Source organism: Pseudomonas sp. SJZ078 (genome assembly GCF_007828255.1).
Lineage (GTDB): Bacteria > Pseudomonadota > Gammaproteobacteria > Pseudomonadales > Pseudomonadaceae > Aquipseudomonas.
In genome coordinates, this window is sequence record NZ_VIUG01000002.1 from 196,842 (window position 1) to 221,858 (window position 25,017).

At 61.0% G+C, this 25,017-nt stretch carries 27 protein-coding genes and 1 tRNA gene; 25 read left to right on the forward strand and 3 right to left on the reverse strand.

Annotated features, from left to right (window positions below; genetic code table 11):
• Positions 1-18: 18 nt before the first annotated feature.
• Both FBY02_RS02800 and FBY02_RS02805 read right to left on the reverse strand, forming a co-directional pair.
• The gene (locus FBY02_RS02800; protein WP_144923112.1) at positions 19-348 is read right to left on the reverse strand and encodes a hypothetical protein; all 330 of its coding nucleotides are present in this window, start codon (positions 346-348) and stop codon (positions 19-21) included.
• Between the two features lie 288 nt (positions 349-636).
• A tRNA-Leu gene (locus tag FBY02_RS02805) sits at positions 637-721 on the reverse strand.
• A gap of 108 nt (positions 722-829) precedes the next feature.
• Here FBY02_RS02805 and queA point away from each other — a divergent pair.
• From queA to FBY02_RS02835, 6 genes are all read left to right on the forward strand, one after another.
• Complete coding sequence (queA, locus tag FBY02_RS02810; protein WP_144923115.1) at positions 830-1,879, forward strand: tRNA preQ1(34) S-adenosylmethionine ribosyltransferase-isomerase QueA; 1,050 nt, start codon at positions 830-832, stop codon at positions 1,877-1,879.
• Positions 1,880-1,893: 14 nt separating this feature from the next.
• On the forward strand, positions 1,894-3,009 hold the full coding sequence (gene tgt / locus FBY02_RS02815; RefSeq protein ID WP_178111879.1) for a tRNA guanosine(34) transglycosylase Tgt: 1,116 nt from the start codon (positions 1,894-1,896) through the stop codon (positions 3,007-3,009).
• Between the two features lie 43 nt (positions 3,010-3,052).
• Complete coding sequence (gene yajC, locus FBY02_RS02820; protein WP_007956696.1) at positions 3,053-3,388, forward strand: preprotein translocase subunit YajC; 336 nt, start codon at positions 3,053-3,055, stop codon at positions 3,386-3,388.
• A 65-nt stretch (positions 3,389-3,453) separates the two neighbouring features.
• Positions 3,454-5,322, forward strand: coding sequence for a protein translocase subunit SecD (gene secD / locus FBY02_RS02825; protein ID WP_144923121.1), 1,869 nt, complete (start codon positions 3,454-3,456; stop codon positions 5,320-5,322).
• Positions 5,323-5,331: 9 nt separating this feature from the next.
• Positions 5,332-6,246, forward strand: a complete 915-nt coding sequence (gene secF, locus FBY02_RS02830; protein WP_144923126.1) for a protein translocase subunit SecF — start codon at positions 5,332-5,334, stop codon at positions 6,244-6,246.
• A gap of 117 nt (positions 6,247-6,363) precedes the next feature.
• On the forward strand, positions 6,364-6,912 hold the full coding sequence (locus FBY02_RS02835) for a glycine zipper 2TM domain-containing protein (protein WP_024777040.1): 549 nt from the start codon (positions 6,364-6,366) through the stop codon (positions 6,910-6,912).
• A 275-nt stretch (positions 6,913-7,187) separates the two neighbouring features.
• Here the strand turns inward: FBY02_RS02835 and suhB are convergent, their stop codons facing one another.
• Positions 7,188-8,006 carry an inositol-phosphate phosphatase gene (gene suhB, locus FBY02_RS02845; protein WP_003185165.1) on the reverse strand — a complete coding sequence of 273 codons (819 nt, stop codon included), beginning with the start codon at positions 8,004-8,006 and terminating at the stop codon, positions 7,188-7,190.
• Positions 8,007-8,150: 144 nt separating this feature from the next.
• Here suhB and trmJ point away from each other — a divergent pair, with 144 nt between their 5' ends.
• The 19 genes from trmJ to der all read left to right on the forward strand — a co-directional run bounded on the left by trmJ (position 8,151) and on the right by der (position 24,888).
• The gene (gene trmJ / locus FBY02_RS02850; RefSeq protein WP_144923129.1) at positions 8,151-8,921 is read left to right on the forward strand and encodes a tRNA (cytosine(32)/uridine(32)-2'-O)-methyltransferase TrmJ; all 771 of its coding nucleotides are present in this window, start codon (positions 8,151-8,153) and stop codon (positions 8,919-8,921) included.
• A gap of 1 nt (position 8,922) precedes the next feature.
• Positions 8,923-9,699 carry a serine O-acetyltransferase gene (cysE, locus tag FBY02_RS02855; RefSeq protein ID WP_047702174.1) on the forward strand — a complete coding sequence of 259 codons (777 nt, stop codon included), beginning with the start codon at positions 8,923-8,925 and terminating at the stop codon, positions 9,697-9,699.
• A gap of 247 nt (positions 9,700-9,946) precedes the next feature.
• Positions 9,947-10,438: a Fe-S cluster assembly transcriptional regulator IscR gene (gene iscR / locus FBY02_RS02860; protein WP_003185160.1), complete on the forward strand. Its 492-nt coding sequence runs from the start codon at positions 9,947-9,949 to the stop codon at positions 10,436-10,438.
• A gap of 50 nt (positions 10,439-10,488) precedes the next feature.
• Positions 10,489-11,703 carry an IscS subfamily cysteine desulfurase gene (locus tag FBY02_RS02865; protein WP_144923132.1) on the forward strand — a complete coding sequence of 405 codons (1,215 nt, stop codon included), beginning with the start codon at positions 10,489-10,491 and terminating at the stop codon, positions 11,701-11,703.
• Positions 11,704-11,746: 43 nt separating this feature from the next.
• Complete coding sequence (gene iscU / locus FBY02_RS02870) at positions 11,747-12,133, forward strand: Fe-S cluster assembly scaffold IscU (RefSeq protein WP_003185157.1); 387 nt, start codon at positions 11,747-11,749, stop codon at positions 12,131-12,133.
• Positions 12,134-12,156: 23 nt separating this feature from the next.
• Positions 12,157-12,480 carry an iron-sulfur cluster assembly protein IscA gene (gene iscA / locus FBY02_RS02875; protein ID WP_047702172.1) on the forward strand — a complete coding sequence of 108 codons (324 nt, stop codon included), beginning with the start codon at positions 12,157-12,159 and terminating at the stop codon, positions 12,478-12,480.
• A gap of 8 nt (positions 12,481-12,488) precedes the next feature.
• On the forward strand, positions 12,489-13,010 hold the full coding sequence (gene hscB, locus FBY02_RS02880) for a co-chaperone HscB (RefSeq protein WP_047702171.1): 522 nt from the start codon (positions 12,489-12,491) through the stop codon (positions 13,008-13,010).
• A gap of 50 nt (positions 13,011-13,060) precedes the next feature.
• The gene (hscA, locus tag FBY02_RS02885) at positions 13,061-14,923 is read left to right on the forward strand and encodes a Fe-S protein assembly chaperone HscA (protein ID WP_144923135.1); all 1,863 of its coding nucleotides are present in this window, start codon (positions 13,061-13,063) and stop codon (positions 14,921-14,923) included.
• A 3-nt stretch (positions 14,924-14,926) separates the two neighbouring features.
• Positions 14,927-15,268 (forward strand): ISC system 2Fe-2S type ferredoxin, encoded by a 342-nt coding sequence (gene fdx, locus FBY02_RS02890; RefSeq protein ID WP_144923137.1) that lies wholly within the window; start codon positions 14,927-14,929, stop codon positions 15,266-15,268.
• Positions 15,269-15,282: 14 nt separating this feature from the next.
• Positions 15,283-15,483 carry a Fe-S cluster assembly protein IscX gene (gene iscX, locus FBY02_RS02895; protein WP_144923140.1) on the forward strand — a complete coding sequence of 67 codons (201 nt, stop codon included), beginning with the start codon at positions 15,283-15,285 and terminating at the stop codon, positions 15,481-15,483.
• 92 nt (positions 15,484-15,575) lie between these two features.
• Positions 15,576-16,001: a nucleoside-diphosphate kinase gene (gene ndk, locus FBY02_RS02900; protein ID WP_144923143.1), complete on the forward strand. Its 426-nt coding sequence runs from the start codon at positions 15,576-15,578 to the stop codon at positions 15,999-16,001.
• 28 nt (positions 16,002-16,029) lie between these two features.
• On the forward strand, positions 16,030-17,175 hold the full coding sequence (gene rlmN / locus FBY02_RS02905; protein WP_144923146.1) for a 23S rRNA (adenine(2503)-C(2))-methyltransferase RlmN: 1,146 nt from the start codon (positions 16,030-16,032) through the stop codon (positions 17,173-17,175).
• 12 nt (positions 17,176-17,187) lie between these two features.
• Positions 17,188-17,946, forward strand: coding sequence for a type IV pilus biogenesis/stability protein PilW (gene pilW, locus FBY02_RS02910; RefSeq protein ID WP_144923149.1), 759 nt, complete (start codon positions 17,188-17,190; stop codon positions 17,944-17,946).
• On the forward strand, positions 17,946-18,962 hold the full coding sequence (locus tag FBY02_RS02915; RefSeq protein WP_144923152.1) for a RodZ family helix-turn-helix domain-containing protein: 1,017 nt from the start codon (positions 17,946-17,948) through the stop codon (positions 18,960-18,962). Before pilW ends, FBY02_RS02915 begins: the two co-directional genes overlap by 1 nt.
• A 3-nt stretch (positions 18,963-18,965) precedes the next feature.
• The gene (gene ispG / locus FBY02_RS02920) at positions 18,966-20,075 is read left to right on the forward strand and encodes a flavodoxin-dependent (E)-4-hydroxy-3-methylbut-2-enyl-diphosphate synthase (RefSeq protein WP_020795607.1); all 1,110 of its coding nucleotides are present in this window, start codon (positions 18,966-18,968) and stop codon (positions 20,073-20,075) included.
• A 22-nt stretch (positions 20,076-20,097) separates the two neighbouring features.
• Positions 20,098-21,387, forward strand: coding sequence for a histidine--tRNA ligase (gene hisS / locus FBY02_RS02925; RefSeq protein ID WP_055126918.1), 1,290 nt, complete (start codon positions 20,098-20,100; stop codon positions 21,385-21,387).
• A 41-nt stretch (positions 21,388-21,428) separates the two neighbouring features.
• Positions 21,429-22,070 carry a tetratricopeptide repeat protein gene (locus FBY02_RS02930; protein WP_144923156.1) on the forward strand — a complete coding sequence of 214 codons (642 nt, stop codon included), beginning with the start codon at positions 21,429-21,431 and terminating at the stop codon, positions 22,068-22,070.
• Positions 22,063-23,214, forward strand: coding sequence for an outer membrane protein assembly factor BamB (gene bamB, locus FBY02_RS02935; protein ID WP_144923160.1), 1,152 nt, complete (start codon positions 22,063-22,065; stop codon positions 23,212-23,214). The genes FBY02_RS02930 and bamB overlap by 8 nt, the downstream gene beginning before the upstream one ends.
• Positions 23,215-23,415: 201 nt before the next feature.
• A complete protein-coding gene (gene der / locus FBY02_RS02940) occupies positions 23,416-24,888 on the forward strand; it encodes a ribosome biogenesis GTPase Der (RefSeq protein WP_144923163.1) in 1,473 nt (490 codons plus the stop codon).
• Positions 24,889-25,017: the final 129 nt, after the last annotated feature.

Below are 25,017 nucleotides of genomic sequence, written 5' to 3' on the forward strand. Positions count from 1 at the left end.
AAATGTGTCATGCCCTGATCAAAGAACATCCCGCAGATAATCCCTCAGAATGATAGCTGGAGCATAAAGCCCTTCCATCGCCTGTGCAGCACCAAAATTCTTTGCCAAACGATGCAGCTCACCACCGAGCACCGTGTCCGCCCCACCCACCGCCGTCAGCGCCAGATCCAGGCACCGACCAATTTCACCCTGAATCCCAACCAAATCCTCCCGCCGCACCAGCAACCCAAAAACCTCCCGATCACACCCGCCCATCAACGGATCATCCCGCAAAATCGGACTATGCCCCTCCGTCTCATAAGCCAGCTTCAGCGAGTAAAGAGCGACCGTTTCCAGCAGCAATTCCATGGGGTGAAGTCCTTTGTCAGCGGGTGAGGAGGGGCGGTGGATCAATTGGGCGTCGCAAGGCGGAGCATCGGTGGGGGCTGTGACATTTTTGTGAGCGCTTTGCGCTCAAGCGGGAGCAAGCTCCCTCGCCACAGGTTCCTATTAGCCACAGATTCTTCCTTGCCACAGGTTTGGTCGTTGGGGCCGCTTCGTGACCCAGCGGGGATAAATCCCCTCGCCACAAATGGATCGGGTGACTTTCCTGCAGACGAAAAAAAAGACCTTGAATTTCAAGGTCTTTCTTTAAGATGGTGCCCCGAGGGAGACTCGAACTCCCACTCCTTTCGAAAACGGATTTTGAATCCGCCGCGTCTACCAATTCCGCCATCAGGGCTCAATGGCGGCGAAGTATAGAGAGGTGCCTACCGTTGGTCAATCACGTTTCATGGTGAATTTTTGATATTTCCGCTAGACTTTCCGGCCCTGCTAGACGAACCCCATCATGCGTGTTGCTGACTTTACCTTCGAACTCCCGGATTCGCTGATCGCTCGCCACCCTCTGGCCGAGCGTCGCGCCAGTCGACTGTTGACCCTGGATGGGGTCAGCGGTGCCATGGCTCACCGTCAATTCACTGATTTGCTTGAGCATTTGCGCCCTGGCGATTTGATGGTGTTCAACAATACCCGGGTGATTCCGGCGCGGTTGTTTGGCCAGAAGGCCTCCGGCGGCAAGCTGGAGATTCTGGTGGAGCGGGTGCTGGACAGTCATCGTGTGCTGGCCCATGTGCGCTCCAGCAAGTCGCCCAAGCCGGGTTCGTCGATTCTCATCGACGGTGGTGGCGAGGCGGTGATGGTGGCGCGGCATGATGCGTTGTTCGAGCTGGAATTTGCCGAAGAGGTGTTGCCGCTGCTCGACCGTGTCGGGCACATGCCGTTGCCTCCTTATATAGATCGCCCGGACGAAGGTTCGGACCGCGAGCGTTATCAGACCGTGTACGCCGAGCGCCTGGGGGCGGTGGCGGCGCCGACGGCGGGGCTGCATTTTGATCAGCCGTTGTTGGAGGCGATTGCCGCCAAGGGCGTGGAGACCACGTTCGTGACGCTGCACGTCGGCGCCGGGACGTTCCAGCCGGTGCGGGTCGAGCGCATCGAAGACCACCACATGCACAGCGAATGGCTGGAAGTGAGCCAGGACGTGGTCGATGCGGTAGCGGCCTGTCGCGCGCGCGGTGGGCGGGTGGTGGCGGTGGGGACCACCAGTGTGCGGTCCCTGGAAAGCGCTGCTCGCGATGGCGTGCTCAAGCCGTTCAGTGGCGACACCGACATTTTCATTTACCCGGGCCGGCCGTTCCATGTGGTCGATGCCCTGGTCACCAACTTTCATTTGCCCGAATCCACGCTGTTGATGCTGGTTTCGGCGTTCGCCGGTTATCCCGAAGCCATGGCCGCCTACAAGGCCGCCGTCGAGCATGGATACCGCTTTTTCAGCTACGGTGATGCGATGTTCATCACCCGTAACCCCGCGCCACGCGGACCCGAGGAAACAGTATGAGTCGCACCTGTCGCATGTCCTTCGAGTTGCTCGCCACCGATGGCAAGGCTCGTCGCGGTCGTCTGACCTTCCCCCGCGGAACCGTGGAAACCCCGGCGTTCATGCCGGTGGGCACCTACGGCACGGTCAAGGGCATGCTGCCACGGGACATCGAGGCGATTGGCGCGCAGATCATCCTCGGCAACACCTTCCACTTGTGGCTGCGCCCGGGTATGGAGGTGATCAAGGCCCACGGCGACCTGCACGATTTCATGCAGTGGAAAGGCCCGATCCTGACCGACTCCGGCGGTTTCCAGGTGTTCAGCCTGGGCGCGATGCGCAAGATCAAGGAGGAGGGCGTGACCTTCGCTTCTCCGGTGGACGGTTCCAAGGTGTTCATGGGCCCGGAAGAGTCGATGCAGGTGCAGCGCGACCTGGGCTCGGACATCGTGATGATCTTCGACGAATGCACGCCGTATCCGGCCGATGAAGACGTGGCGCGGGTGTCCATGGAGCTGTCGTTGCGCTGGGCCCAGCGTTCGAAGAATGCCCATGGCGACAACACCGCGGCGCTGTTCGGTATCGTCCAGGGCGGCATGCACCAGGACCTGCGCATGCGCTCGCTGGAAGGCCTGGACAAGATCGGCTTCGACGGCCTGGCGATTGGCGGCCTGTCGGTGGGCGAACCGAAGCACGAGATGATCAAGGTGCTGGATTATCTGCCGGGCCAGATGCCCGCTGACAAACCTCGTTACCTTATGGGCGTTGGCAAACCGGAAGATCTGGTTGAGGGTGTGCGCCGCGGGGTGGACATGTTCGATTGCGTGATGCCAACCCGTAATGCCCGCAATGGGCATCTGTTCATCGACACCGGTGTGCTGAAGATCCGTAACGCGTTCCATCGCCATGATGATTCGCCGCTGGATCCGACCTGCGATTGCTACACCTGCCGGAACTTCTCCCGCGCTTATCTGCATCATTTGGACAAGTGCGGCGAAATGCTCGGCAGTATGCTCAATACCATCCACAATTTGCGCCATTATCAGGTGCTTATGGCTGGTTTGCGCGAGGCTATCCAACAGGGTACATTGGCCGCCTTCGTCGAGGCCTTCTATGCCAAGCGCGGGTTGCCTGTGCCGCCTTTGGACTGAGTTTTCCGATCCCTAGATTCAATACTTGCAACTGGAGTGCTAAATGAGCTTTTTTATCTCTAACGCCATGGCTGATGCCGCTGCCCCTGCAGCTGCGCCTATGGGTGGCGGTTTCGAGTGGATTTTCCTGGTCGGCTTCCTGGTCATCTTCTACCTGATGATCTGGCGTCCACAGGCCAAGCGCGCCAAAGAGCAGAAGAACCTGCTCAGCAGCCTGCAGAAGGGCGACGAAGTGGTGACCACTGGCGGTATCGCCGGCAAGATCACCAAAGTGGCCGATGACTTCGTGGTACTGGAAGTGTCCGACACCGTTGAAATGAAGTTCCAGAAGGGCGCTATCGCGGCCACGCTGCCTAAAGGCACGCTGAAAGCGATCTAAGGTTTCAAACATCTCTTCAATCGACGGGGCGCGCAAGGCGCCCCGCGTCATAAGCGGGCGGCGTGATGCTGAACAAATACCCTCTGTGGAAATATGTACTGATCCTGGCGGTGCTGGCGGTCGGTCTGATTTATTCCGCTCCCAACCTCTACCCGGATGACCCGGCCATTCAGGTCAGTGGCGCAAGCACTGCCTTGCAGGTCACCCAGGCGGATCTGGACCGTGCGAGCGCGGCCCTCAAGACCTCCGGTATCGAAGTCAAGGCTGCGTCTGTTGCCGAAAATGGCAAGGGCGGCCTGTTGCGCCTGGTCAAGGCTGAAGACCAACTGCCGGCCAAGGACGTGGTGCGCAAGGCGTTGGGCGACGATTACGTCGTAGCTCTGAACCTGGCCCAGACCACCCCGCAATGGCTGCGCAAATTCGGCGCGCATCCGATGAAGCTGGGCCTGGACTTGTCCGGCGGTGTGCACTTCCTGCTGGAAGTGGACATGGACAAAGCCCTCGACGCGCGGATGAAAGTCTACGAAGGCGACGTCAAGAGTCTGTTGCGTAAGGAGCGCGTGCGCTATCGCAGCCTGCCGGCCTTCAACGGTGCCATTCAGCTGGGCTTCAGCGATGAAGATACCCGCGAGCAGGCCCGTGCACTGGTCCGCAAAACCTTCAACGATTTCGACATTGTGCCGGCCGACCTCAATGGTCAACCGGTGCTGCGTCTGGCGATGACCCCGGCCAAGCTGGCGGAAATCCGCGAATACTCCATCAAGCAGAACTTGACCACGGTGCGTAACCGCGTCAACGAGCTGGGTGTGGCCGAACCGATCGTGCAGCGCCAGGGTGCCAACCGCATCGTGGTCGAGCTGCCGGGTGTGCAGGACACCGCCGAGGCCAAGCGTATCCTCGGCAAGACCGCCAACCTGGAGTTCCGCCTCGCGGCCGAGCCGGGTGCGTCCAAGGCCACTTCCGAGAGCTTCGAGTTCCGTGAGGGCAACCGCCCGGCGGCGCAGATCGAGCGCGGCCTGATCATCACCGGTGACCAGGTCACCGACGCCAAGGCGAGCTTCGACGAGCACGGTCGTCCACAGGTGAACATCCACCTCGACGGCCACGGCGGCGAACTGATGAGCCGCGCCACGCGCAGCAATGTCGGTCGCAGCATGGCGGTGATCTTCATTGAGCAGAAGCCGATCACCACCTATACCAAGCAAGTGGTCGACGGCGTCGAAAAAGACGTCGCGGTGCAGGCGTTCAAGGAAGAGAAGAAGATCATCAGTTTGGCGACCATCCAGTCGCCACTGGGCAGCCAGTTCCGCATCACCGGCCTGAACGGCCAGGGTGAATCCTCCGAGCTGGCGCTGCTGCTGCGCGCCGGTGGCCTGGCCGCACCGATGTACTTCGCTGAAGAACGCACCATCGGCCCGAGCCTGGGTGCGGACAACATCACCAAGGGTATCGATGCGTCGCTGTGGGGCATGCTGTTCGTGTCGCTGTTCATCATCGCTATCTACCGCTTCTTCGGCCTCATCGCCACCGTCGCGCTGGCGGTGAACATGGTGATGCTGCTGGCCTTGATGTCGCTGCTGGGTGCCACGCTGACCCTGCCGGGTATCGCCGGTATCGTATTGACCATGGGTATGGCGGTGGACGCCAACGTGCTGATCTTCTCGCGGATACGTGAAGAGATCGCCGCGGGCATGTCGATCCAGCGGGCAATCAACGAAGGCTTCGGCCGGGCATTCACTGCGATTCTCGACGCCAACCTGACCACGTTGCTGGTGGGCGGGATTCTCTTCGCCATGGGCACCGGCCCGGTCAAGGGCTTCGCAGTGACCATGTCCCTCGGGATCTTTACCTCGATGTTCACAGCCATCATGGTGACCCGCGCAATGGTCAACCTGATCTTTGGCGGTCGTGACTTCAAGAAGTTGTGGATTTAAGGGGCTGCCATGTTACGTACAATCAACTTCATGGGCGTTCGCAACGTTGCGTTCGGCGTCACATTGTTCCTTACCGTGCTGGCGTTGTTCAGCTGGGCCACCAAGGGCCTGAACTACGGCCTGGACTTTACCGGCGGTACGCTCATCGAGCTGACCTACGAGCGTCCGGCCGATGTGACCAAGGTGCGTGAGCAACTGGCAACGTCCGGTTACCACGAAGCCATCGTACAGAGCTTCGGTGCAACCACCGACCTGCTGGTGCGCATGCCGGGTGAAGATCCGCAACTGGGCCACCAGGTTGCCGATGCCTTGCAGAAGGCCGGTGGCGACAACCCGGCGAAGGTCAAGCGCGTCGAGTTCGTGGGCCCGCAAGTGGGTGAAGAACTGCGCGACCAGGGCGGCCTCGGCATGCTGATGGCGCTGGGCGGTATCCTGCTTTACCTGGCCTTCCGCTTTCAGTGGAAATTCGCGGTGGGCGCCATTGTCTCGCTGATCCACGACGTGGCCGTGACGGTGGGTATCCTGTCGTTCTTCCAGATCACCTTCGACCTGACGGTGCTGGCGGCGGTGCTGGCGATCATCGGTTACTCGCTCAACGACACCATCGTGGTGTTCGACCGGGTGCGTGAGAACTTCCGCGTGCTGCGCAAGGCCTCGTTGATCGAGAACATCAACATCTCGACCACCCAGACCCTGCTGCGGACCATGGCGACGTCGATCTCCACCTTGCTGGCGATTGCCGCGCTGCTGTTCTTTGGTGGCGACAACCTGTTCGGATTCTCCATTGCGCTGTTTATCGGTGTATTGGCGGGTACCTACTCGTCGATCTACATCGCCAACGTGGTGCTGATCTGGCTGAACCTGAACTCCGAGGACCTGATTCCTCCTGCGGCCACCGAAACGGAAGTGGACGACCGCCCGTAAGGCGCGTCGCTCCGCCCGTCACCGCTGAAAAGGCGCGAATTGAACTCGCGCCTTTTTTTATGCTCCAAGGCTGGGAGAAGCGCGGATTATTCCGCTGGTGATGCCCAGGAGGTTCAAGTGAACAAATCGATGCTGGTTGGTGCGGTATTGGGTGCTGTCGGTGTTACTGCCGGTGGTGCGGTCGCCACCTACAGCTTGGTGAAAAGTGGTCCTGAGTATGCGCAGGTGCTGGCAGTGGAGCCGGTCAAGACTCAGATCAAAACCCCGCGTGAGGTCTGCAAGGACGTCACCGTGACCCGGCAGCGGCCGGTCCAGGATCAACATCAGATTGCCGGTACTGTGTTGGGCGCCGTGGCGGGTGGCCTGTTGGGTAACCAGATCGGCGGCGGCACCGGCAAGAAAATCGCCACCGTGGCGGGTGCGGCCGGTGGTGGTTATGCCGGTAACAAGATTCAGGAAGGCATGCAGGAGCGCGACACCTACACCACCACCCAGACGCGCTGCAACACGGTCAATGACATCAGCGACAAGGTGGTAGGCTACGACGTTCGCTACATGCTCGACGGCAAAGAAGGTAAAGTCCGCATGGACCGCGACCCGGGCAACCAGATCCCGGTGAGCAAGGAAGGCCAACTGATCCTGGGCCAGAACCAACCGGCGCAGTGATCTGAATGTTTTGAAGAAGCACCCTTCGGGGTGCTTTTTTTATGCCCGGATTCCAGGATCCATCACTCAATCCTGTGGGAGCGGGCTTGCTCGCGAATGCGGACTGGCATTCAAACCAGACATCGACTGACCCACCGCTTTCGCGAGCAAGCCCGCTCCCACACTGGAACTTCAGTGAACTCAAATTTCATGCCCGGCACAGGGATCGGGTTCATCCATAAAACTGAGGCATAAAAAAAGCACCCCGAAAGGTGCTTTTTCTGTAGCCGGGATGCTTAACGCTTCAACGAAGCCGGCAGATGCGGCTGGATAGCAGTCAGCACAGCCTTGAAGCATTTGGTGTTGCCAGCAACGATGTGGCCTTTTTCAAGGAAGTCGTGGCCGCCGGTGAAGTCGCTCACCAAGCCACCGGCTTCCTGGATCAGCAGGGCGCCTGCCGCCATGTCCCACTCGGACAGGCCCGACTCCCAGAATGCGTCGAAACGACCGGCCGCCACATAAGCCAGGTCCAGGCTGGCGGCGCCAGCGCGGCGGATGCCGGCGGTCTGGCCGACCAGGGCGCGGAACATGCCCAGGTAGTTGTCCAGGTTGTCCATCTGATCATCGCGGAACGGGAAGCCGGTACCCAGCAGGGCGCCGTCCAGGCTGGTGCGGCCGCTGACGCGCAGGCGACGACCGTTCAGTTGGGCGCCACGGCCACGGCTGGCGGTGAATTCTTCCTGGCGAACCGGGTCCAGCACGACAGCGTGTTCCAGGCGGCCACGGTATTTGCAGGCGATGCTGACGGCGAAGTGAGGAATGCCGCGCAGGAAGTTGGTGGTGCCGTCCAGCGGATCGATGATCCACAGGTACTCTTCACCCTCGATGCCGGTGCCGGCGTGCATGCCGGTCTCTTCACCGAGGATGGAGTGGTTCGGGTAAGCCTTGCGCAGGGCATCGACGATTTTCTGTTCGGCGGCGCGATCGACCTCGGACACGTAGTCCTTGGCGTCTTTTTCATCGACCTTGATGGTATCCAGGCGCTCGATGGAGCGGAAGATCAGTTCACTGGCGCTGCGGGCGGCGCGCAGCGCGATATTCAGCATGGGCTGCATGGATGTGTCACCTAAGGTTGTTAAAGAAAGCCGCGCATTCTATCAGAAAGTTTTCCGAGGAGAAGGTTGGCGTTCGCTTTCATAGCTTAACGGTAGGTGCTTAGGTAAGATTTGCTCCCTTTGTCGTGTTCGAGAGCGCCTCCCTTGTTGCAGAACATTCGTGTCGTCCTGGTCAATACCAGCCATCCGGGCAATATCGGCGGAGCTGCGCGGGCCATGAAGAACATGGGCCTGTCGCGGCTGGTGCTGGTCGAGCCTCGCTTGTTTCCCCATCACGAAGCCGACGCCCGGGCGTCCGGTGCCGGTGACATCCTGGCGGGTGCGCAGGTCGTCGCCACTCTGGAAGACGCCTTGGCGGGCTGCAACCTGGTGCTCGGCACCAGTGCTCGTGACCGCCGCATCCCCTGGCCGTTGCTCGATCCCCGCGAATGTGGGACGAAAGTGGTCGAGGAAGCCGCGCAGGGTATCGAAATCGCGTTGGTGTTCGGTCGTGAAGACTCCGGCCTGACCAATGACGAGCTGCAGCGATGTCACTTTCACGTGCATATCCCTTCCGACCCCGGATTCAGTTCCTTGAACCTCGGGGCGGCGGTGCAGGTGTTGAGCTATGAAGTGCGCATGGCCTGGCTGGCGGCCGAAGGTAAGCCAAGCAAGGTCGAAAAATTCGAGGCGACGTCGCCGCGCAGTGAGACACTGGCGACCATGGACGAACTGGAGCGATTCTATGAACACCTGGAGCAGACCCTGGTGGACATCGAATTCCTCGACCCGGACAAGCCTAGGCACTTGATGGCGCGCCTGCGTCGGTTGTACGGACGAAGCTCGGTCAGCCGGGCGGAGATGAATATATTGCGCGGCATCCTCACGGAAACCCAGAAAGCGGCCCGTGGCGAGCTGATTAAGCGGAAGGATTAAAATGTTCGATCGTTTGCGTGAAGATATCCAAAGCGTTTTCCATCGTGACCCGGCGGCGCGCAACGCCTTTGAAGTGTTGACCTGCTACCCGGGGATGCACGCCATCTGGATCCATCGGCTGTCCGGCGCCCTGTGGAACCTTGGCTGGAAGTGGCTGGCACGGTTGGTATCCAACTTCGGTCGCTGGCTCACCGGGATCGAGATCCATCCGGGGGCCAAGGTCGGTCGCCGGTTCTTCATCGACCACGGCATGGGCATTGTCATCGGCGAAACCGCTGAGATCGGCGATGACGTGACTCTGTATCAGGGGGTGACGCTGGGCGGTACCAGTTGGAACAAGGGCAAGCGCCACCCGACCCTGGGCGATGGTGTGGTGGTCGGCGCGGGCGCCAAGGTGCTCGGCCCGTTCACCGTCGGGGCGGGGGCGAAGGTCGGCTCCAACGCCGTGGTCACCAAGGCCGTGCCGCCCGGCGCGACCGTGGTGGGCATTCCCGGGCGGATCATCGTCAAATCCGATGACGAGCAGGACGCCCGACGCAAGGCCATGGCCGAGAAAATCGGCTTCGACGCCTACGGTGTCGGTGAAGACATGCCCGACCCGGTCGCCCGCGCCATCAACCAGTTGCTCGATCACCTGCAGGCCGTCGACGGGCGCCTGGAGGGGATGTGCGGCGCCCTGAAGGACCTGGGCAGTAATTATTGTGCCAAGGACCTGCCTGAGCTGCGCGAGGAAGATTTCGCGTGCGTGAAGGACAAGGATCAGAGCCAGGTCGGCTGAAACCTGGCTGGCCCCTTCGCGAGCAAGCCCGCTCCTACATTGAATCGTGGCGTTTATGCGATCCCTGTGGGAGCGAGCCTGCTCGCGATGAACGATAACGCGGTGTCACTGTCCTGCCCGCCAAGCCTTTGCTATCATGCGCGCGCTCTTTCGCGGGTAAACCCGAGTGCTCCACTAGGTCTTATAGTTGACTTAATTACTCGGGAATTGCATACTCGCCCCATTCCGAACTCCGTGGTAATTGTCCATGCGACTGACTACAAAAGGCCGATACGCCGTGACCGCGATGCTGGACCTGGCATTGCATGCGCAGCACGGGCCGGTGTCCCTGGCCGATATCTCCGAGCGCCAGGGCATTTCCCTGTCTTATCTTGAACAGCTGTTCGCCAAGCTGCGTCGCAGCAACCTGGTGTCCAGTGTGCGTGGTCCTGGTGGCGGCTATCAGCTGTCGCGCGACATGCAAGGCATCCAGGTCGCCCAGGTGATCGATGCGGTGAACGAATCGGTCGATGCGACCAAATGTCAGGGGTTGGGCGACTGCCATGGCGGTGATACTTGCCTGACCCATCATCTGTGGTGCGACTTGAGCCTGCAGATCCACGAGTTTCTGAGCGGTATCAGCTTGGCTGACCTTGTTACCCGCCGTGAGGTGCAAGAAGTAGCCCAGCGTCAGGACCAGCGCCGTTGCAATAGCAAGGCGCCGCACCTGGACAAGATTGAAGCGTCCGCCGTCGAATGACTGCCGCAGAGCACGCGGAACGCCAGCCAGCCTGATTTAGGAGAGAGTCCATGAAATTGCCGATTTACCTTGATTACTCTGCGACCACCCCGGTTGACCCGCGTGTCGCGCAGAAAATGAGTGAATGCCTGCTGGTCGACGGAAACTTCGGTAACCCGGCCTCCCGCTCCCACGTGTTCGGCTGGAAGGCCGAGGAGTCGGTCGAGAACGCCCGTCGCCAGGTCGCCGACCTGGTCAACGCCGACCCGCGTGAAATCGTCTGGACCTCCGGTGCCACCGAGTCCGACAACCTGGCAATCAAGGGTGTCGCGCACTTCTATCACACCAAGGGCAAGCACCTGATCACCTCCAAGATCGAGCACAAGGCTGTCCTGGACACCACGCGCCAACTGGAGCGTGAAGGTTTCGAAGTCACCTACATCGAGCCTGGCGAAGACGGTCTGATCACCCCGGCCATGGTCGAAGCCGCGCTGCGCGACGACACCATCCTGGTTTCGATCATGCACGTGAACAACGAAATCGGCACCGTCAACGACATCGCGGCCATCGGCGAACTGACCCGCTCCCGCGGCGTTCTGTTCCACGTCGACGCGGCCCAGTCCACCGGCAAGGTCGACATCGACCTGTCGAAGCTCAAAGTCGACCTGATGTCGTTCTCCGCCCACAAAACCTATGGCCCTAAAGGTATCGGCGCGCTGTACGTGAGCCGCAAGCCGCGTGTTCGCCTCGAAGCGACCATGCATGGTGGCGGTCACGAGCGTGGCATGCGTTCCGGCACCCTGGCGACCCACCAGATCGTCGGCATGGGCGAAGCATTCCGCGTGGCCAAGGAAGACATGGCCGCCGAGAACGTGCGCATCAAGGCCCTGAGCGACCGCTTCTACAAGCAGGTCGAGCACCTGGAAGAGCTCTACGTCAACGGCAGCATGACCGCTCGCGTACCGCACAACCTGAACCTGAGCTTCAATTACGTTGAAGGCGAGTCGCTGATCATGGCGCTCAAGGACCTGGCCGTGTCGTCCGGTTCGGCGTGCACCTCGGCGTCCCTCGAGCCGTCGTATGTACTGCGCGCCCTGGGCCGCAACGACGAACTGGCCCACAGCTCGATCCGCTTCACCTTCGGCCGCTTCACCACCGAAGAAGAAATCGATTACGCCGCGCAGAAAGTCTGCGAGGCGGTCACCAAGCTGCGCGCACTGTCGCCGCTATGGGACATGTACAAAGACGGCGTCGACATTTCGAAAATCGAATGGGCGGCGCACTGAGAAGTCGCCACCAGAGCGGCTCCACTGATGAGGATTGAAGCAAATGGCATATAGCGAAAAGGTCATCGACCACTACGAGAACCCGCGCAACGTCGGCAAGATGGACGCGCAGGATCCTGATGTCGGCACCGGCATGGTCGGCGCGCCTGCGTGCGGCGACGTGATGCGCCTGCAGATCAAGGTCAACGAGCAAGGCATCATCGAAGATGCCAAGTTCAAGACCTACGGCTGCGGTTCGGCCATTGCGTCAAGCTCCCTGGCCACCGAGTGGATGAAGGGCAAGACCCTTGATGAAGCCGAAACCATCAAAAACACCCAGCTGGCCGAAGAACTGGCCCTGCCGCCAGTGAAAATCCACTGCTCGGTACTCGCTGAAGACGCCATCAAGGCTGCCGTTCGCGACTACAAGCAGAAGAAAGGCTTGATCTGAACCGCGACAGGTAAGGAGTTTCCATGGCTATCCAGATGACAGAAGCAGCCGCCAGGCATGTACAGCGTTCCCTTGCAGGACGCGGCAAGGGCGAGGGCATCCGCCTGGGTGTTCGCACCACGGGTTGTTCCGGCCTTGCCTATGTACTGGAATTCGTCGATGAAGTCGGCGAAGACGATCAGGTGTTCGAGAGTCATGGTCAGAAAGTGATCATCGACCCGAAGAGCCTGACGTACCTGGACGGCACTGAGCTGGATTTCGTCAAGGAAGGGTTGAACGAAGGCTTCAAGTTCAACAACCCCAACGTGCGCGGTGAGTGTGGCTGCGGCGAAAGCTTCAACATCTGAGGCAGCTCGTGGGTACTCCTTGTCATTTCGCTTTGTTTCAGATGCAGCCGGGTTTCAGCCTGGATCTCGATGAGTTATCGGCGCGTTACCTCGAGCTGGCCCGGGGTGTCCATCCGGACCGCTTCGCGGATGCCTCCGAGGCTGAGCAACGGCGGGCGCTCGAGCAGTCCGCGAACCTCAACGAGGCCTACCAGACGCTCAAGAGCCCGGCCAAGCGCGCGCGATACCTGCTTGCCATCAGCGGTCATGAGCTGCCCCTGGAAGTCACGGTGCACGATCCCGAGTTTCTTCTGCAGCAGATGCAGTGGCGCGAAGAACTCGAAGACCTGCAGGACAGTGCCGACCTGGCGGGTGTCGCCGCGTTCAAGCGCCGCTTGAAGGACGCCCAGCAAACCCTGAACGAAAGCTTCGCAGCCTGCTGGAACGATGCCGCGCAACGCGAACAGGCCGAACGCCTGATGCGGCGCATGCAGTTCCTCGACAAGCTCACCTACGAAGTGCGCCAGCTAGAAGAGCGCCTCGACGATTAACCCAGTGCCGCTCCGGTCGCACGCCTGATTACAGATAAGTCCTGATTACGATGGCCCTACTGCAGATCGCCGAACCCGGCCAAAGTCCACAACCGCACCAGCGTCGCCTGGCTGTGGGGATCGACTTGGGTACCACCAATTCCCTGGTCGCTGCGTTGCGCAGCGGTCTTTCCGAGCCGCTGGCCGATGAGCAGGGCCGGGTGATCCTGCCGTCCGCCGTCCGTTACCACGTCGACCGTGTCGAAGTGGGCGAGTCGGCCAAGCTGGCCGCCGCCACCGATCCGTTGAACACTATTGTTTCGGTCAAGCGCTTGATGGGTCGTGGTCTGTCCGACGTCAAGCAATTGGGCGATCAACTGCCGTACCGCTTCGTCGGTGGCGAATCCCACATGCCGTTCATCGAGACCGTGCAGGGCCCGAAAAGCCCGGTGGAAGTGTCGGCCGACATCCTCAAGGTCCTGCGTCAACGCGCCGAAGCGGCGCTGGGCGGTGAATTGGTGGGTGCGGTCATCACCGTCCCGGCCTACTTCGATGACGCCCAACGCCAGGCCACCAAGGACGCGGCCAAGCTGGCCGGCCTGAACGTGCTGCGCCTGCTCAACGAGCCGACCGCTGCGGCGGTGGCCTACGGTCTGGATCAACACGCCGAAGGCCTGGTCGCCATCTATGACCTGGGCGGCGGCACCTTCGATATCTCCATCCTGCGCCTGACCGGCGGGGTCTTCGAAGTCCTGGCCACCGGTGGCGATAGCGCCCTGGGCGGCGATGACTTCGACCACGCCATTGCCGGCTGGATCATCGAGCAAGCCGGCTTGTCCGCCGACCTCGACCCGGGTGCGCAACGCCACCTGCTGCAAACCGCCTGTGCCGCCAAGGAAGCCTTGACCGACGCCGCCACTGTTGAAGTCGCTTATGGCGACTGGAAAGCCGCGCTGACCCGCGAAGCCTTCGATGCCCTGATCGAACCCATGGTCGCCCGCAGCCTCAAGGCCTGCCGCCGCGCCGTGCGCGATTCCGGCGTGGAGCTGGAAGACGTCAAGGCCGTGGTCATGGTGGGCGGGTCGACCCGCGTGCCTCGGGTTCGCGAAGCCGTTGCCGAGGCCTTTGGCCGTCAACCACTGACCGAAATCGACCCCGACCAGGTGGTCGCCATCGGTGCCGCGATTCAGGCCGATACCCTGGCCGGCAACAAGCGCGACGGCGGCGAACTGCTGCTGCTTGACGTGATTCCGCTGTCCCTGGGTCTGGAAACCATGGGCGGCCTGATGGAGAAGGTGATTCCGCGCAACACCACCATCCCCGTCGCCCGTGCCCAGGATTTCACCACTTATAAAGACGGCCAGTCGGCCATGATGATCCACGTGCTGCAAGGCGAGCGTGAGCTGATCAGCGACTGCCGCTCCCTGGCGCGCTTCGAATTGCGCGGCATTCCGGCCATGGTGGCTGGCGCGGCGAAGATCCGCGTGACCTTCCAGGTCGATGCCGACGGCCTGCTCAATGTTTCCGCCCGCGAGCTGGGTTCGGGCGTCGAGGCGAGCATTCAGGTCAAGCCGTCCTACGGCCTGACCGACGGCGAAATCGCCCGGATGCTCAAGGATTCCTTCCAATATGCCGGCGACGACAAGGTGGCCCGCGTGTTGCGCGAGCAGCAAGTCGACGCCCAGCGACTGATCGAAGCCGTGCAGGGCGCCCTCGAAGCCGACGGCGAGCGTCTGCTGGACGCCGAAGAGCGCATGGTCATCGAATTGCAGATGCAGGAATTGTCCGAATTGATCAAGGGCACCGATGGCTATGCCATCGAGCAGCAGACCAAGCGTCTGTCGCAAGTCACTGATGCCTTTGCCGCCCGCCGCCTGGATTCAACGGTCAAAGCCGCCCTGGCGGGGCGTAACCTGAATGAAATCGAGGAGTAATTGATGCCGCAGGTGATTTTTTTGCCCCACGAGAAGTTCTGCCCAGAGGGCAAGGTGGTGGAGGCTGAGCCTGGGATATCCATCCTTGATCTGGCCCATGAACACCATATTGAAATGGAAAGCGCCTGTGGCGGTGTCTGCGCCTGCACGACCTGCCATTGCATCATTCGCGAGGGCTTCGATTCGCTGGAAGAGGCGGACGATCTGGAAGAAGATTTCCTCGATCGCGCCTGGGGGCTGGAACCGCAGTCGCGTCTGGGTTGCCAGGCCATCGTCGGTACGGAAGACCTGACCGTCGAGATCCCGAAATATTCGCTTAACCACGCCGCCGAAGCGCCGCACTGATCCGGGAAACCATCATGAGTCTGAAATGGATTGATGTGCTGGAGATTGCGATCCAGCTGACCGAGGCCAAGCCTGATGTAGACCCGCGGTACGTGAACTTCGTCGATCTGCACCAGTGGGTGTTGGCATTGCCGGAGTTCAGCGACGATCCGGCCCGCGGTGGCGAGAAAGTACTTGAAGCCATTCAAGCCGCCTGGATAGAAGAAGCAGACTGAGTCTGCGCTGTACGCAGTTAGGCAATACCCGATAACCCGCGTATAATTCGCGGGTTTAATTTTTCGCACATTACCGTTTCTGGAGTTACACCATGGCTGTTCAACGTACTTTCTCCATCATCAAGCCTGACGCCGTTGCTAAAAACGTGATCGGCAAGATCGTCACCCGCTTCGAAGACGCCGGCCTGCGCGTCGTCGCTTCGAAAATGAAGCAACTGTCCAAGGCCGAAGCCGAAGGCTTCTACGCTGAGCACAGCGAGCGTGGTTTCTTCGGTGAGCTGGTTGCGTTCATGACTTCCGGTCCGGTTGTCGTTCAGGTGCTGGAAGGCGAAAACGCCATCGCTCGCAACCGTGAGCTGATGGGCGCCACCAACCCTAAAGAAGCCGCTCCAGGCACCATCCGTGCCGACTTCGCACAGTCCATCGACGCCAACGCCGTTCACGGTTCGGACTCCGAAGCCGCTGCTGCCCGCGAAATTGCTTACTTTTTCTCCGCTACTGAAGTAACCACTCGCTAAGCCCAGGCTTTTGAGTGAAGGTGAATCCATGACTACATCGAACGGCAAAACCAACCTGTTGGGCCTGACCCAGCCGGAAATGGAGAAATTCTTCGACTCGATCGGGGAGAAGCGTTTCCGTGCCGGTCAGGTAATGAAATGGATTCACCACTTTGGCGTCGACGATTTCGACGCCATGACGAATGTCGGCAAGGCCTTGCGTGAAAAGCTCAAGGCCGTTGCCGAGATTCGCGGCCCCGAAGTGGTCAGCCAGGACATTTCCAGCGACGGCACCCGTAAATGGGTGGTGCGCGTGGCGTCCGGCAGCTGCGTCGAGACCGTCTACATTCCCCAGGGCAAGCGCGGCACCTTGTGCGTTTCGTCCCAGGCAGGCTGTGCCCTGGATTGCAGTTTCTGCTCCACCGGCAAGCAAGGCTTCAACAGCAACCTTACCGCCGCCGAAGTGATCGGCCAGGTGTGGATTGCCAACAAATCCTTTGGCAGCGTCCCGGCGACCGTCGACCGTGCCATCACCAACGTGGTGATGATGGGCATGGGTGAGCCGCTGCTGAACTTCGACAACGTCGTGTCCGCCATGCATCTGATGATGGATGACCTGGGCTATGGCATTTCCAAGCGCCGCGTGACCCTGTCCACGTCTGGCGTGGTGCCGATGATCGATGAGCTGGCCAAGCACATCGACGTCTCCCTGGCGTTGTCGCTGCACGCACCCAATGACGCATTGCGTAACCAGTTGGTGCCGATCAACAAGAAGTATCCGCTTAAGATGCTGCTGGACTCGTGCCAGCGCTACATGTCGGCCTTGGGCGAAAAGCGCGTGCTGACCATCGAGTACACCCTGCTCAAGGATGTGAACGACAAGGTCGAGCATGCGGTCGAGATGATCGAACTGCTCAAGAACATCCCGTGCAAGATCAACCTGATTCCGTTCAACCCGTTCCCGCACTCCGGTTACGAGCGTCCGAGCAACAACGCGATCCGTCGCTTTCAGGATCAGCTTCATCACGCGGGCTTCAACGTCACCGTGCGTACCACCCGCGGCGAAGACATCGATGCGGCGTGCGGTCAATTGGTCGGGCAGGTGCTGGATCGCACCCGTCGCAGCGAACGCTACATTGCCGTGCGCGAGTTGAACGCCGCCGACGATGTGCAGAACGCTGCGAACGGTCACTAAGAGAGGAACTCTATGTCCCTGCGCTTCGCGCTGCTGTTGCTGTTCGCCGGTCTGTGCGCCGGTTGTGTTCTGTCGGGTGACTACAACCCGATGAAAACCAGCAAGGGGCGTGACGAAGCGCGTGTGGCCTATGTGCAACTGGGCATCGGCTACCTGCAGCAGGGCATGACCGAGCGGGCCAAGGTACCGCTCAAGAAGGCCCTGGAGCTGGACAGTTCCGATGCCGACGCCAACGCGGCCCTGGCCCTGGTGTTCCAGGCTGAGCTGGAACCGGAGCTGGCCGACGAGCACTTTCGCAAGGCACTGTCCAGCCGGCCCCAGGATGCACGGATCCTGAACAACTACGGCAGTTTTCTCTACGAGCAACAGCGTTACAAGGAAGCCTACGAACGCTTCGAACAGGCCGCCGCGGATACCCTTTACCCTGAGCGTTCGCGGGTTTTCGAGAACCTCGGCATGACCGCCGCGAAACTCGGCCAGCGTGACCTGGCCCGCCAGCAATTGGAAAAGGCGCTGCGGCTCAACCGCCAGCAACCGCGAGCCTTGCTGGAAATGGCTGAGTTGTCCTACGAAGACAGGCAATATGTGCCCGCGCGGGACTATTACGAACGTTTTAGTCTGCTGAGCGAGCAAAATGCACGTAGTCTATTGCTCGGCGTTCGGCTGGCGCACGTATTCGAAGATCGTGACAAGGCCGCCAGTTATGGCCTGCAACTAAAAAGACTCTATCCCGGTACGCCGGAATATCAGCAATACCTGTCGGAGCAATGATGAAAGCGGCGCATCCTGAAGTGGTAGCAGCGACTCGCGTGAACCCCGGTGAGACCCTGCGTCAAGCCCGCGAAAGCAATGGTTGGTCGCTGGCCCAAGTAGCCCTCAAGCTCAATCTCACCGTGGCTTCCCTGAGCAATCTGGAAGCGGGCGCGTTCGACAAATTGCCGGGGCATACCTTTGCCCGGGGCTACATCCGTGCCTACGCCAAATTACTCGACATGGACCAGACCATGCTGGTCCAGCAATTCGATCAGTACACCGGGTCCGACGCCCAGGGCAGCAATGTGCACAGCCTGGGTCGCATCGAGGAGCCGGTGCGTGTTTCCCACACCATTTTGCGAATCGTCAGCCTGCTATTGCTGATTGCGGTGATTGGGGGCGGTTTCGTCTGGTGGCAGGATCAAGCCTCGCTACGCAGTAAGGAATCGGTCGCCATGGCGCCGGAGCACGTGGAAGTGGAGGGCGCCGACGGCACCACGCGGATCCATCCGCTGGACGAGCCGGAGGACCAGGCTGTGCTCGAAGGCCAGGCGGAAGGCGAAACCAGCCTGGCATTGCCGCAAGGCCAGGACGGCGCTGATGCCGAAGCCGGTGCCGAGCAGGGCGCGCCTGCCGCCCCGGCTGTTGCCCCCGCTGTGCCCGGCACTCCCGCTCCTACCACCAGCGCACCGGTGGCCCCGAGCACACCTGCGCCGACCGTGGCTGCTCCGGCGCCTGCTACTTCGGCAGCTCCGGCAGCGACGCCGGCAGCTCCCGTGGCGCCGGCCGCAGGTGAAGGCCAGGTGCAGATTCAATTCACCGCTGACTGCTGGACGCAGGTTACCGACGGCAACGGCAAGGTGCTGTTCAGTGGGCTCAAGCGCAAGGGCGACAGCACTACCATCAATGGCAAGCCACCATTCGCCGTACGCCTGGGCTATGTCCGTGGCGCGCAGGTCAGCTACAACGGCCAGCCGGTCGACGTCGCTCCGTTCACCAGTGGCGAGACCGCTCGCCTGAAGTTGGGTCAATAAGTCATGCACGGCGAATCTCCAATCAAACGTCGCGAATCCCGCAAGATCTGGGTTGGTAACGTGCCCGTGGGCGGCGATGCGCCTATCGCTGTGCAGAGCATGACCAACAGCGACACCAATGACGTGGCCGCCACGGTCGCGCAGATCAACCGTCTGGAAGCCGCCGGTGTCGACATCGTGCGGGTTTCCGTGCCGGACATGGACGCTGCCGAGGCGTTCGGCAAAATCAAGCAACTGGTCAAGGTTCCCCTGGTGGCCGATATCCACTTCGACTACCGCATCGCCCTGCGCGTGGCCGAGCTGGGCGTCGATTGCCTGCGCATCAACCCGGGTAACATCGGTCGTGAAGACCGCGTGCGCGCCGTGGTGGATGCTGCCCGCGACCGTGGCATCCCGATTCGCATCGGTGTGAACGCCGGTTCCCTGGAAAAAGACCTGCAAAAGAAATATGGCGAACCTACACCGGCGGCCCTGGTGGAGTCGGCGCTGCGCCATGTCGAGCACCTCGAACGGCTGAATTTCCAGGATTTCAAGGTCAGCGTGAAAGCCTCCGACGTGTTCATGGCCGTCGAAGCCTATCGCCTGCTGGCCAAGGAAATCGTCCAGCCCCTGCACCTGGGCATCACCGAAGCCGGTGGGTTGCGTTCGGGCACGGTGAAATCCGCCGTCGGCCTCGGTATGCTGCTCGCCGAAGGAATTGGCGATACCATCCGCATCTCGTTGGCGGCTGATCCGGTCGAGGAAGTGAAAGTCGGCTACGACATTCTCAAGTCCCTGCACCTGCGTTCCCGTGGCATCAACTTCATCGCCTGCCCGAGCTGCTCGCGGCAGAATTTCGATGTGGTCAAGACCATGAACGAGCTGGAGGGGCGACTCGAAGACCTGCTGGTGCCGTTGGATGTCGCGGTGATCGGCTGTGTGGTCAACGGGCCGGGCGAAGCCAAGGAGGCCCATATCGGCCTCACCGGCGGTACGCCGAATCTGATTTACATTGACGGCAAGCCGTCGCAGAAGTTGACGAATGACAATCTGGTGGATGAGCTGGAACGGCTGATCCGCGAGAAAGCGGCCGAAAAGGTCGAAGCCGACGCTGCGGTCATCGCGCGCGGTTAAGTCGAAAGATTAAGGAATAGACGTGAGCAAGTCTCTGCAAGCCATTCGTGGCATGAACGACATCCTGCCCGAGCAGACGCCCCTGTGGCGCTATTTCGAGGGCACCGTGGCGCGCCTGCTGGATAACTACGGTTATCGGCAGATCCGCATGCCAATCGTCGAGTTCACCGAGCTGTTCAAGCGCTCCATCGGCGAAGTGACCGACATCGTCGAAAAAGAGATGTACACCTTCGAGGACCGCAATGGCGACTCCCTGACCCTGCGCCCCGAAGGCACGGCGGCCTGTGTGCGTGCAGTGCTCGAACACGGCATTACCGGTGGCGGCCAGGTGCAGAAGCTCTGGTACATCGGTCCGATGTTCCGTCACGAGCGGCCGCAGAAGGGTCGCTATCGTCAGTTCCACCAGATCGGCCTGGAAGTGTTCAACCTCGACGGTCCGGACATCGATGCCGAGCTGATCGTCATGACCTGGCGCCTGTGGGGCGAGCTGGGCCTTCGTGACGCGGTCAAGCTTGAGCTCAACAGCCTGGGCACCAGCGAGTCCCGTGGCCGCTACCGTGAGGCGTTGGTGGAATTTCTTTCCGCGCACCTGGACAAGCTCGACGAAGACAGCCAACGCCGTCTGAAGACCAATCCGTTGCGCGTGCTCGACACCAAGAACGCCGATACCCAGGCGATCCTGGCTGACGCGCCGAAAATGGCCGACTACCTCGACGACGAATCCCGTGCGCACTTCGAAGGCTTGAAGGCGCGCCTGGACGCCGTGGGCATTCCTTACGTGATCAACCCCAAGTTGGTCCGTGGCCTGGATTACTACAGCAAGACCGTCTTCGAATGGGTGACCGACAAGCTTGGCGCCCAGGGCACCGTGTGTGCCGGCGGCCGCTACGACGGCCTGGTGGAGCAGATGGGTGGCAAGCCGACGCCAGGCGTGGGCTTTGCCATGGGCATCGAGCGTCTGGTGCTGATGCTTGAAGCCCTGGACAAGGTGCCGGAAGCGCTTTCCCGTCAGGTCGACGTCTACCTGTGTGCTTTCGGTGAAGCGGCCGAACTGGCGGCCCTGGCGCTGAGCGAACGGGTCCGCGATCAGTTGCCTGGCCTGCGCCTGCAGATCAACGCCGGTGGCGGCAGCTTCAAGAGCCAGTTCAAGAAGGCCGACAAGAGCGGTGCGCTGTATGCACTGATCCTGGGTGACGACGAACTGGCCCAACAAGTGGTAGGTTTCAAACCCCTGCGTGGCCAGGGCGAACAACAAAGTATTGCCTGGGATGCACTTGCTGCACACCTGGCCACCTGCGTCGTGCAGGGTTGAAGCTGTCTAAACAGCCGATTTAGCGATTAAGGAGTATTGGGGTGTCGAGTACCGAAGATGAACAGCTGGCGGATTTGAAGGACTGGTGGAGTCGTAACGGCAAGCCGCTGGTCACTGGCGGCCTGTTGGCGCTGGTCATCGTATTCGGCTGGCAGGCGTTCCAGAAATACCAGAGCAACCAGTCGCAAGGCGCCTCGATGCTCTATCAGCAGTTGCTGGAAACCACCCTGACCCCGGACGGCAAGCCTGACGCCGCCCGCGTGGCGGACCTGGCTGGCAAGCTCAACAGCGAATACGGCGGCACCGCCTACGCGCAGTACGGTCGTCTGTTCGTGGCCAAGGTCGCGGTAGACAGCGGCAAGCTGGACGACGCGGCCACCGAGCTCAAGGGGATCGTCGACAAGCCTGCCAATCCGACCCTGGGTGAAGTGGCGCGTCAGCGCCTGGCGCAGGTGCTGGCGGCTCAGAACAAGACCGAAGATGCATTGAAGCTGCTCGACGGCGATGCCGACAAGGCGTTCCTGGCGACCCGCGAAGAACTCAAGGGCGACTTGCTGGTACAGCTGGGTCGTGCTGATGAGGCCTATGCGGCCTACCAAAAAGCCAAGGCTGCGCTGTCGGACGAAGCCGCAGTCGGTGGCCTGCAAATCAAGCTGGACGACCTGGCCAAAGGGGATGCGTGACGTGATCCGTTGGAAACATGCAGCATTGCTGGCTCTGGCCATTCTGGCCGCGGGTTGCAGCAGCAACAGCAAGAAAGAACTGCCGCCGGCTGAACTGACCGACTTCAAAGAAGAAGTCGTGCTGCAGAAGCAGTGGAGCCGCTCCATCGGCGACGGCCAGGGCGAAACCTACAACATGCTGGTGCCGGCCATCGACGGCGACACCATCTATGCCGGTGACGTCACGGGCGTGGTGATGGCGATGGATCGCCTGAACGGCGACGTCAAATGGGAAAAAGATCTTGAGCTGCCGGTGTCCGGCGCCGTTGGCGTGGGTTACGGGCTGGTCATGATCGGCACGCTCAAGGGGGAAATCGTCGCCCTGGACGCCAGCAACGGTGAAGAGAAATGGCGCGCCCGCGTGACCAGCGAAGTACTCGCACCGCCGGCTTCCAACGGTGATGTGGTGGTGGTCCAGACCCAGGATGACCGTCTGATCGGCCTGGATGCTGCTACCGGCAACCAGCGCTGGTTGTACGACAGCACTCCGGCGGTCCTGACCCTGCGTGGCACCAGCGCGCCGATCGTTACCAACCGCCTCGCGGTGGCCGGGTTGTCCACCGGTAAAGTGGTTGCCCTGGACATCTCCAACGGCGTGCCGGTGTGGGAGCAGCGTGTTGCCGTTCCACAAGGTCGTTCGGAACTGGAGCGCGTGGTCGACATCGATGGCGGCCTGCTGCTGTCCGGCGGCACGATCTACGTCGCCAGCTACCAGGGTCGCGTCGCGGCGCTGGACCTGGAAAGCGGTCGTCCGTTGTGGCAGCGCGATGCGTCCAGCTACGCCGGTGTCGCCCAGGGTTTCGGCAGCGTCTATGTCAGCCTGTCCTCGGGCACGGTTGAAGGCGTCGACGAACGTTCCACCACCGCATTGTGGAGCAACGATTCCCTGGCCCGCCGTCAACTGTCGGCTCCGGAAGTGTTCTCCAGCTACGTTGCAGTCGGTGACCTGGAAGGTTACCTGCACCTGCTGAGCCAGGTGGACGGTCGTTTCGTCGGCCGCGAGCGTATCGACAGCGACGGCCTGCGTGCCCGTCCGCTGGTGGCAGGCAACATGATTTATGTGTATGGCAACAGCGGCAAACTGGAAGCCCTGACCATCAAGTAAGACTATGCTTGGGGCTAGATCTCAAGCGGCCCGTCCATTGTGAGAGCGGGCTTGCTCGCGAATACGGTGTATCAGAAGAGAATTTGTTAACTGACACACCGCATTCGTGAGCAAGCCCGCTCTCACAGGACTGCCTCCGAGCACCAGCCGCTGCCTCGCAGCGGCTTTTGTATTTTCTGAAATAACGAAGTGGAGAGCCGCATGGTTCCCGTAATCGCCCTGGTGGGCCGACCGAACGTCGGCAAGTCCACCTTGTTCAATCGCCTGACCAGGACTCGAGACGCCATCGTTGGCGACTTGTCCGGTCTGACCCGTGATCGCCAATACGGTGAGGCCAAGTGGCAAGGGCGTACCTACATCCTGATCGACACCGGCGGTATCTCCGGTGATGAACATGGCATGGACGAAAAAATGGCCGAGCAGTCGCTGCTCGCCATTGAAGAAGCGGATGTGGTGCTGTTCCTGGTAGACGCCAAGGCTGGTTTTACTGCCGCCGACCAGATGATCGCCGAGCATTTGCGCAAACGTAACAAGCGCTCCCACGTGGTCGCCAACAAGGTCGACAATATCGATCCGGACATGGCCCGCGCCGAGTTCGCGCCGTTGGGCATGGGCCAGGCGATTCCGATTGCCGGTGCCCACGGTCGCGGCATCAGCCAGTTGCTGGAAGTCGCCCTGGCTGATTTCCCGAAAGACGACGAAGACGAGCCGGAAGAAGGCGAAGAAGAGGTCGTTGCCGAAGGCGAGGAAGCCAAGCGCATTCCGGGCCCGAGCGAAAAGGACGGGATCAAGATCGCGATCATCGGCCGTCCGAACGTGGGCAAGTCGACGCTGGTCAACCGCATGCTCGGCGAAGACCGGGTCATCGTGTACGACCAGCCCGGCACCACCCGCGACAGTATCTACATCCCCTTCGAGCGCAACGAAGAGAAGTACACGCTGATCGACACCGCCGGTGTGCGCAAGCGCGGCAAGATCCACGAGGAAGTCGAGAAGTTCTCCGTGGTCAAGACGTTGCAGGCCATCAAGGACGCCAACGTGGTGATCTTCGTGATGGATGCCCGCGAAGGCGTGGTCGATCACGACTTGAACCTGCTGGGCTTCGCCTTGGAGGCCGGTCGTGCGCTGGTGATCGCGATCAACAAGTGGGACGGCATGACGCCGAGCGAGCGCGATTTCGTCAAGGTGGAGTTGCAGCGCCGGCTGTTCTTCGTCGACTTCGCTGACATTCACTTCATCTCGGCCCTGCACGGCACGGGCGTGGGCAACCTCTACGCCTCGGTGCAGAACTCCTTCAAGTCGGCGGTCACCCGCTGGCCGACCAACCGCCTGACCCAGATCCTGGAAGACGCGGTTGGCGAACACGCGCCACCGATGGTCAACAACCGCCGGATCAAGCTGCGTTACGCTCACCTGGGCGGCGCCAACCCGCCGATCATCGTGATCCACGGCAACCAGATCGAGAAGGTGCCCAAGTCGTACGTCCGTTACCTGGAAAACACCTATCGCCGTGTCCTGAAGCTGGTTGGCACGCCGATCCGCATCGAGTTCAAGGGCGGCGAGAACCCGTACGAAGGCAACAAGAACACGCTCACCGACCGTCAGGTCAACAAGAAGCGCCGCTTGATGTCGCACCACAAGAAGGCCGACAAGAAGCGTCGCGACAAGAAATAGAAGCAGCTGCAAGCTGCGAGCTGCAAGCCACAAGTTCGGCGCACCGGCTTGTAGCTTGCTGCTTGCAGCTTTTTTTTGGGCTATTCTCGACCTCTCCCGCGCCGCGCCAGAGCCCGGGTGCAGACGCAG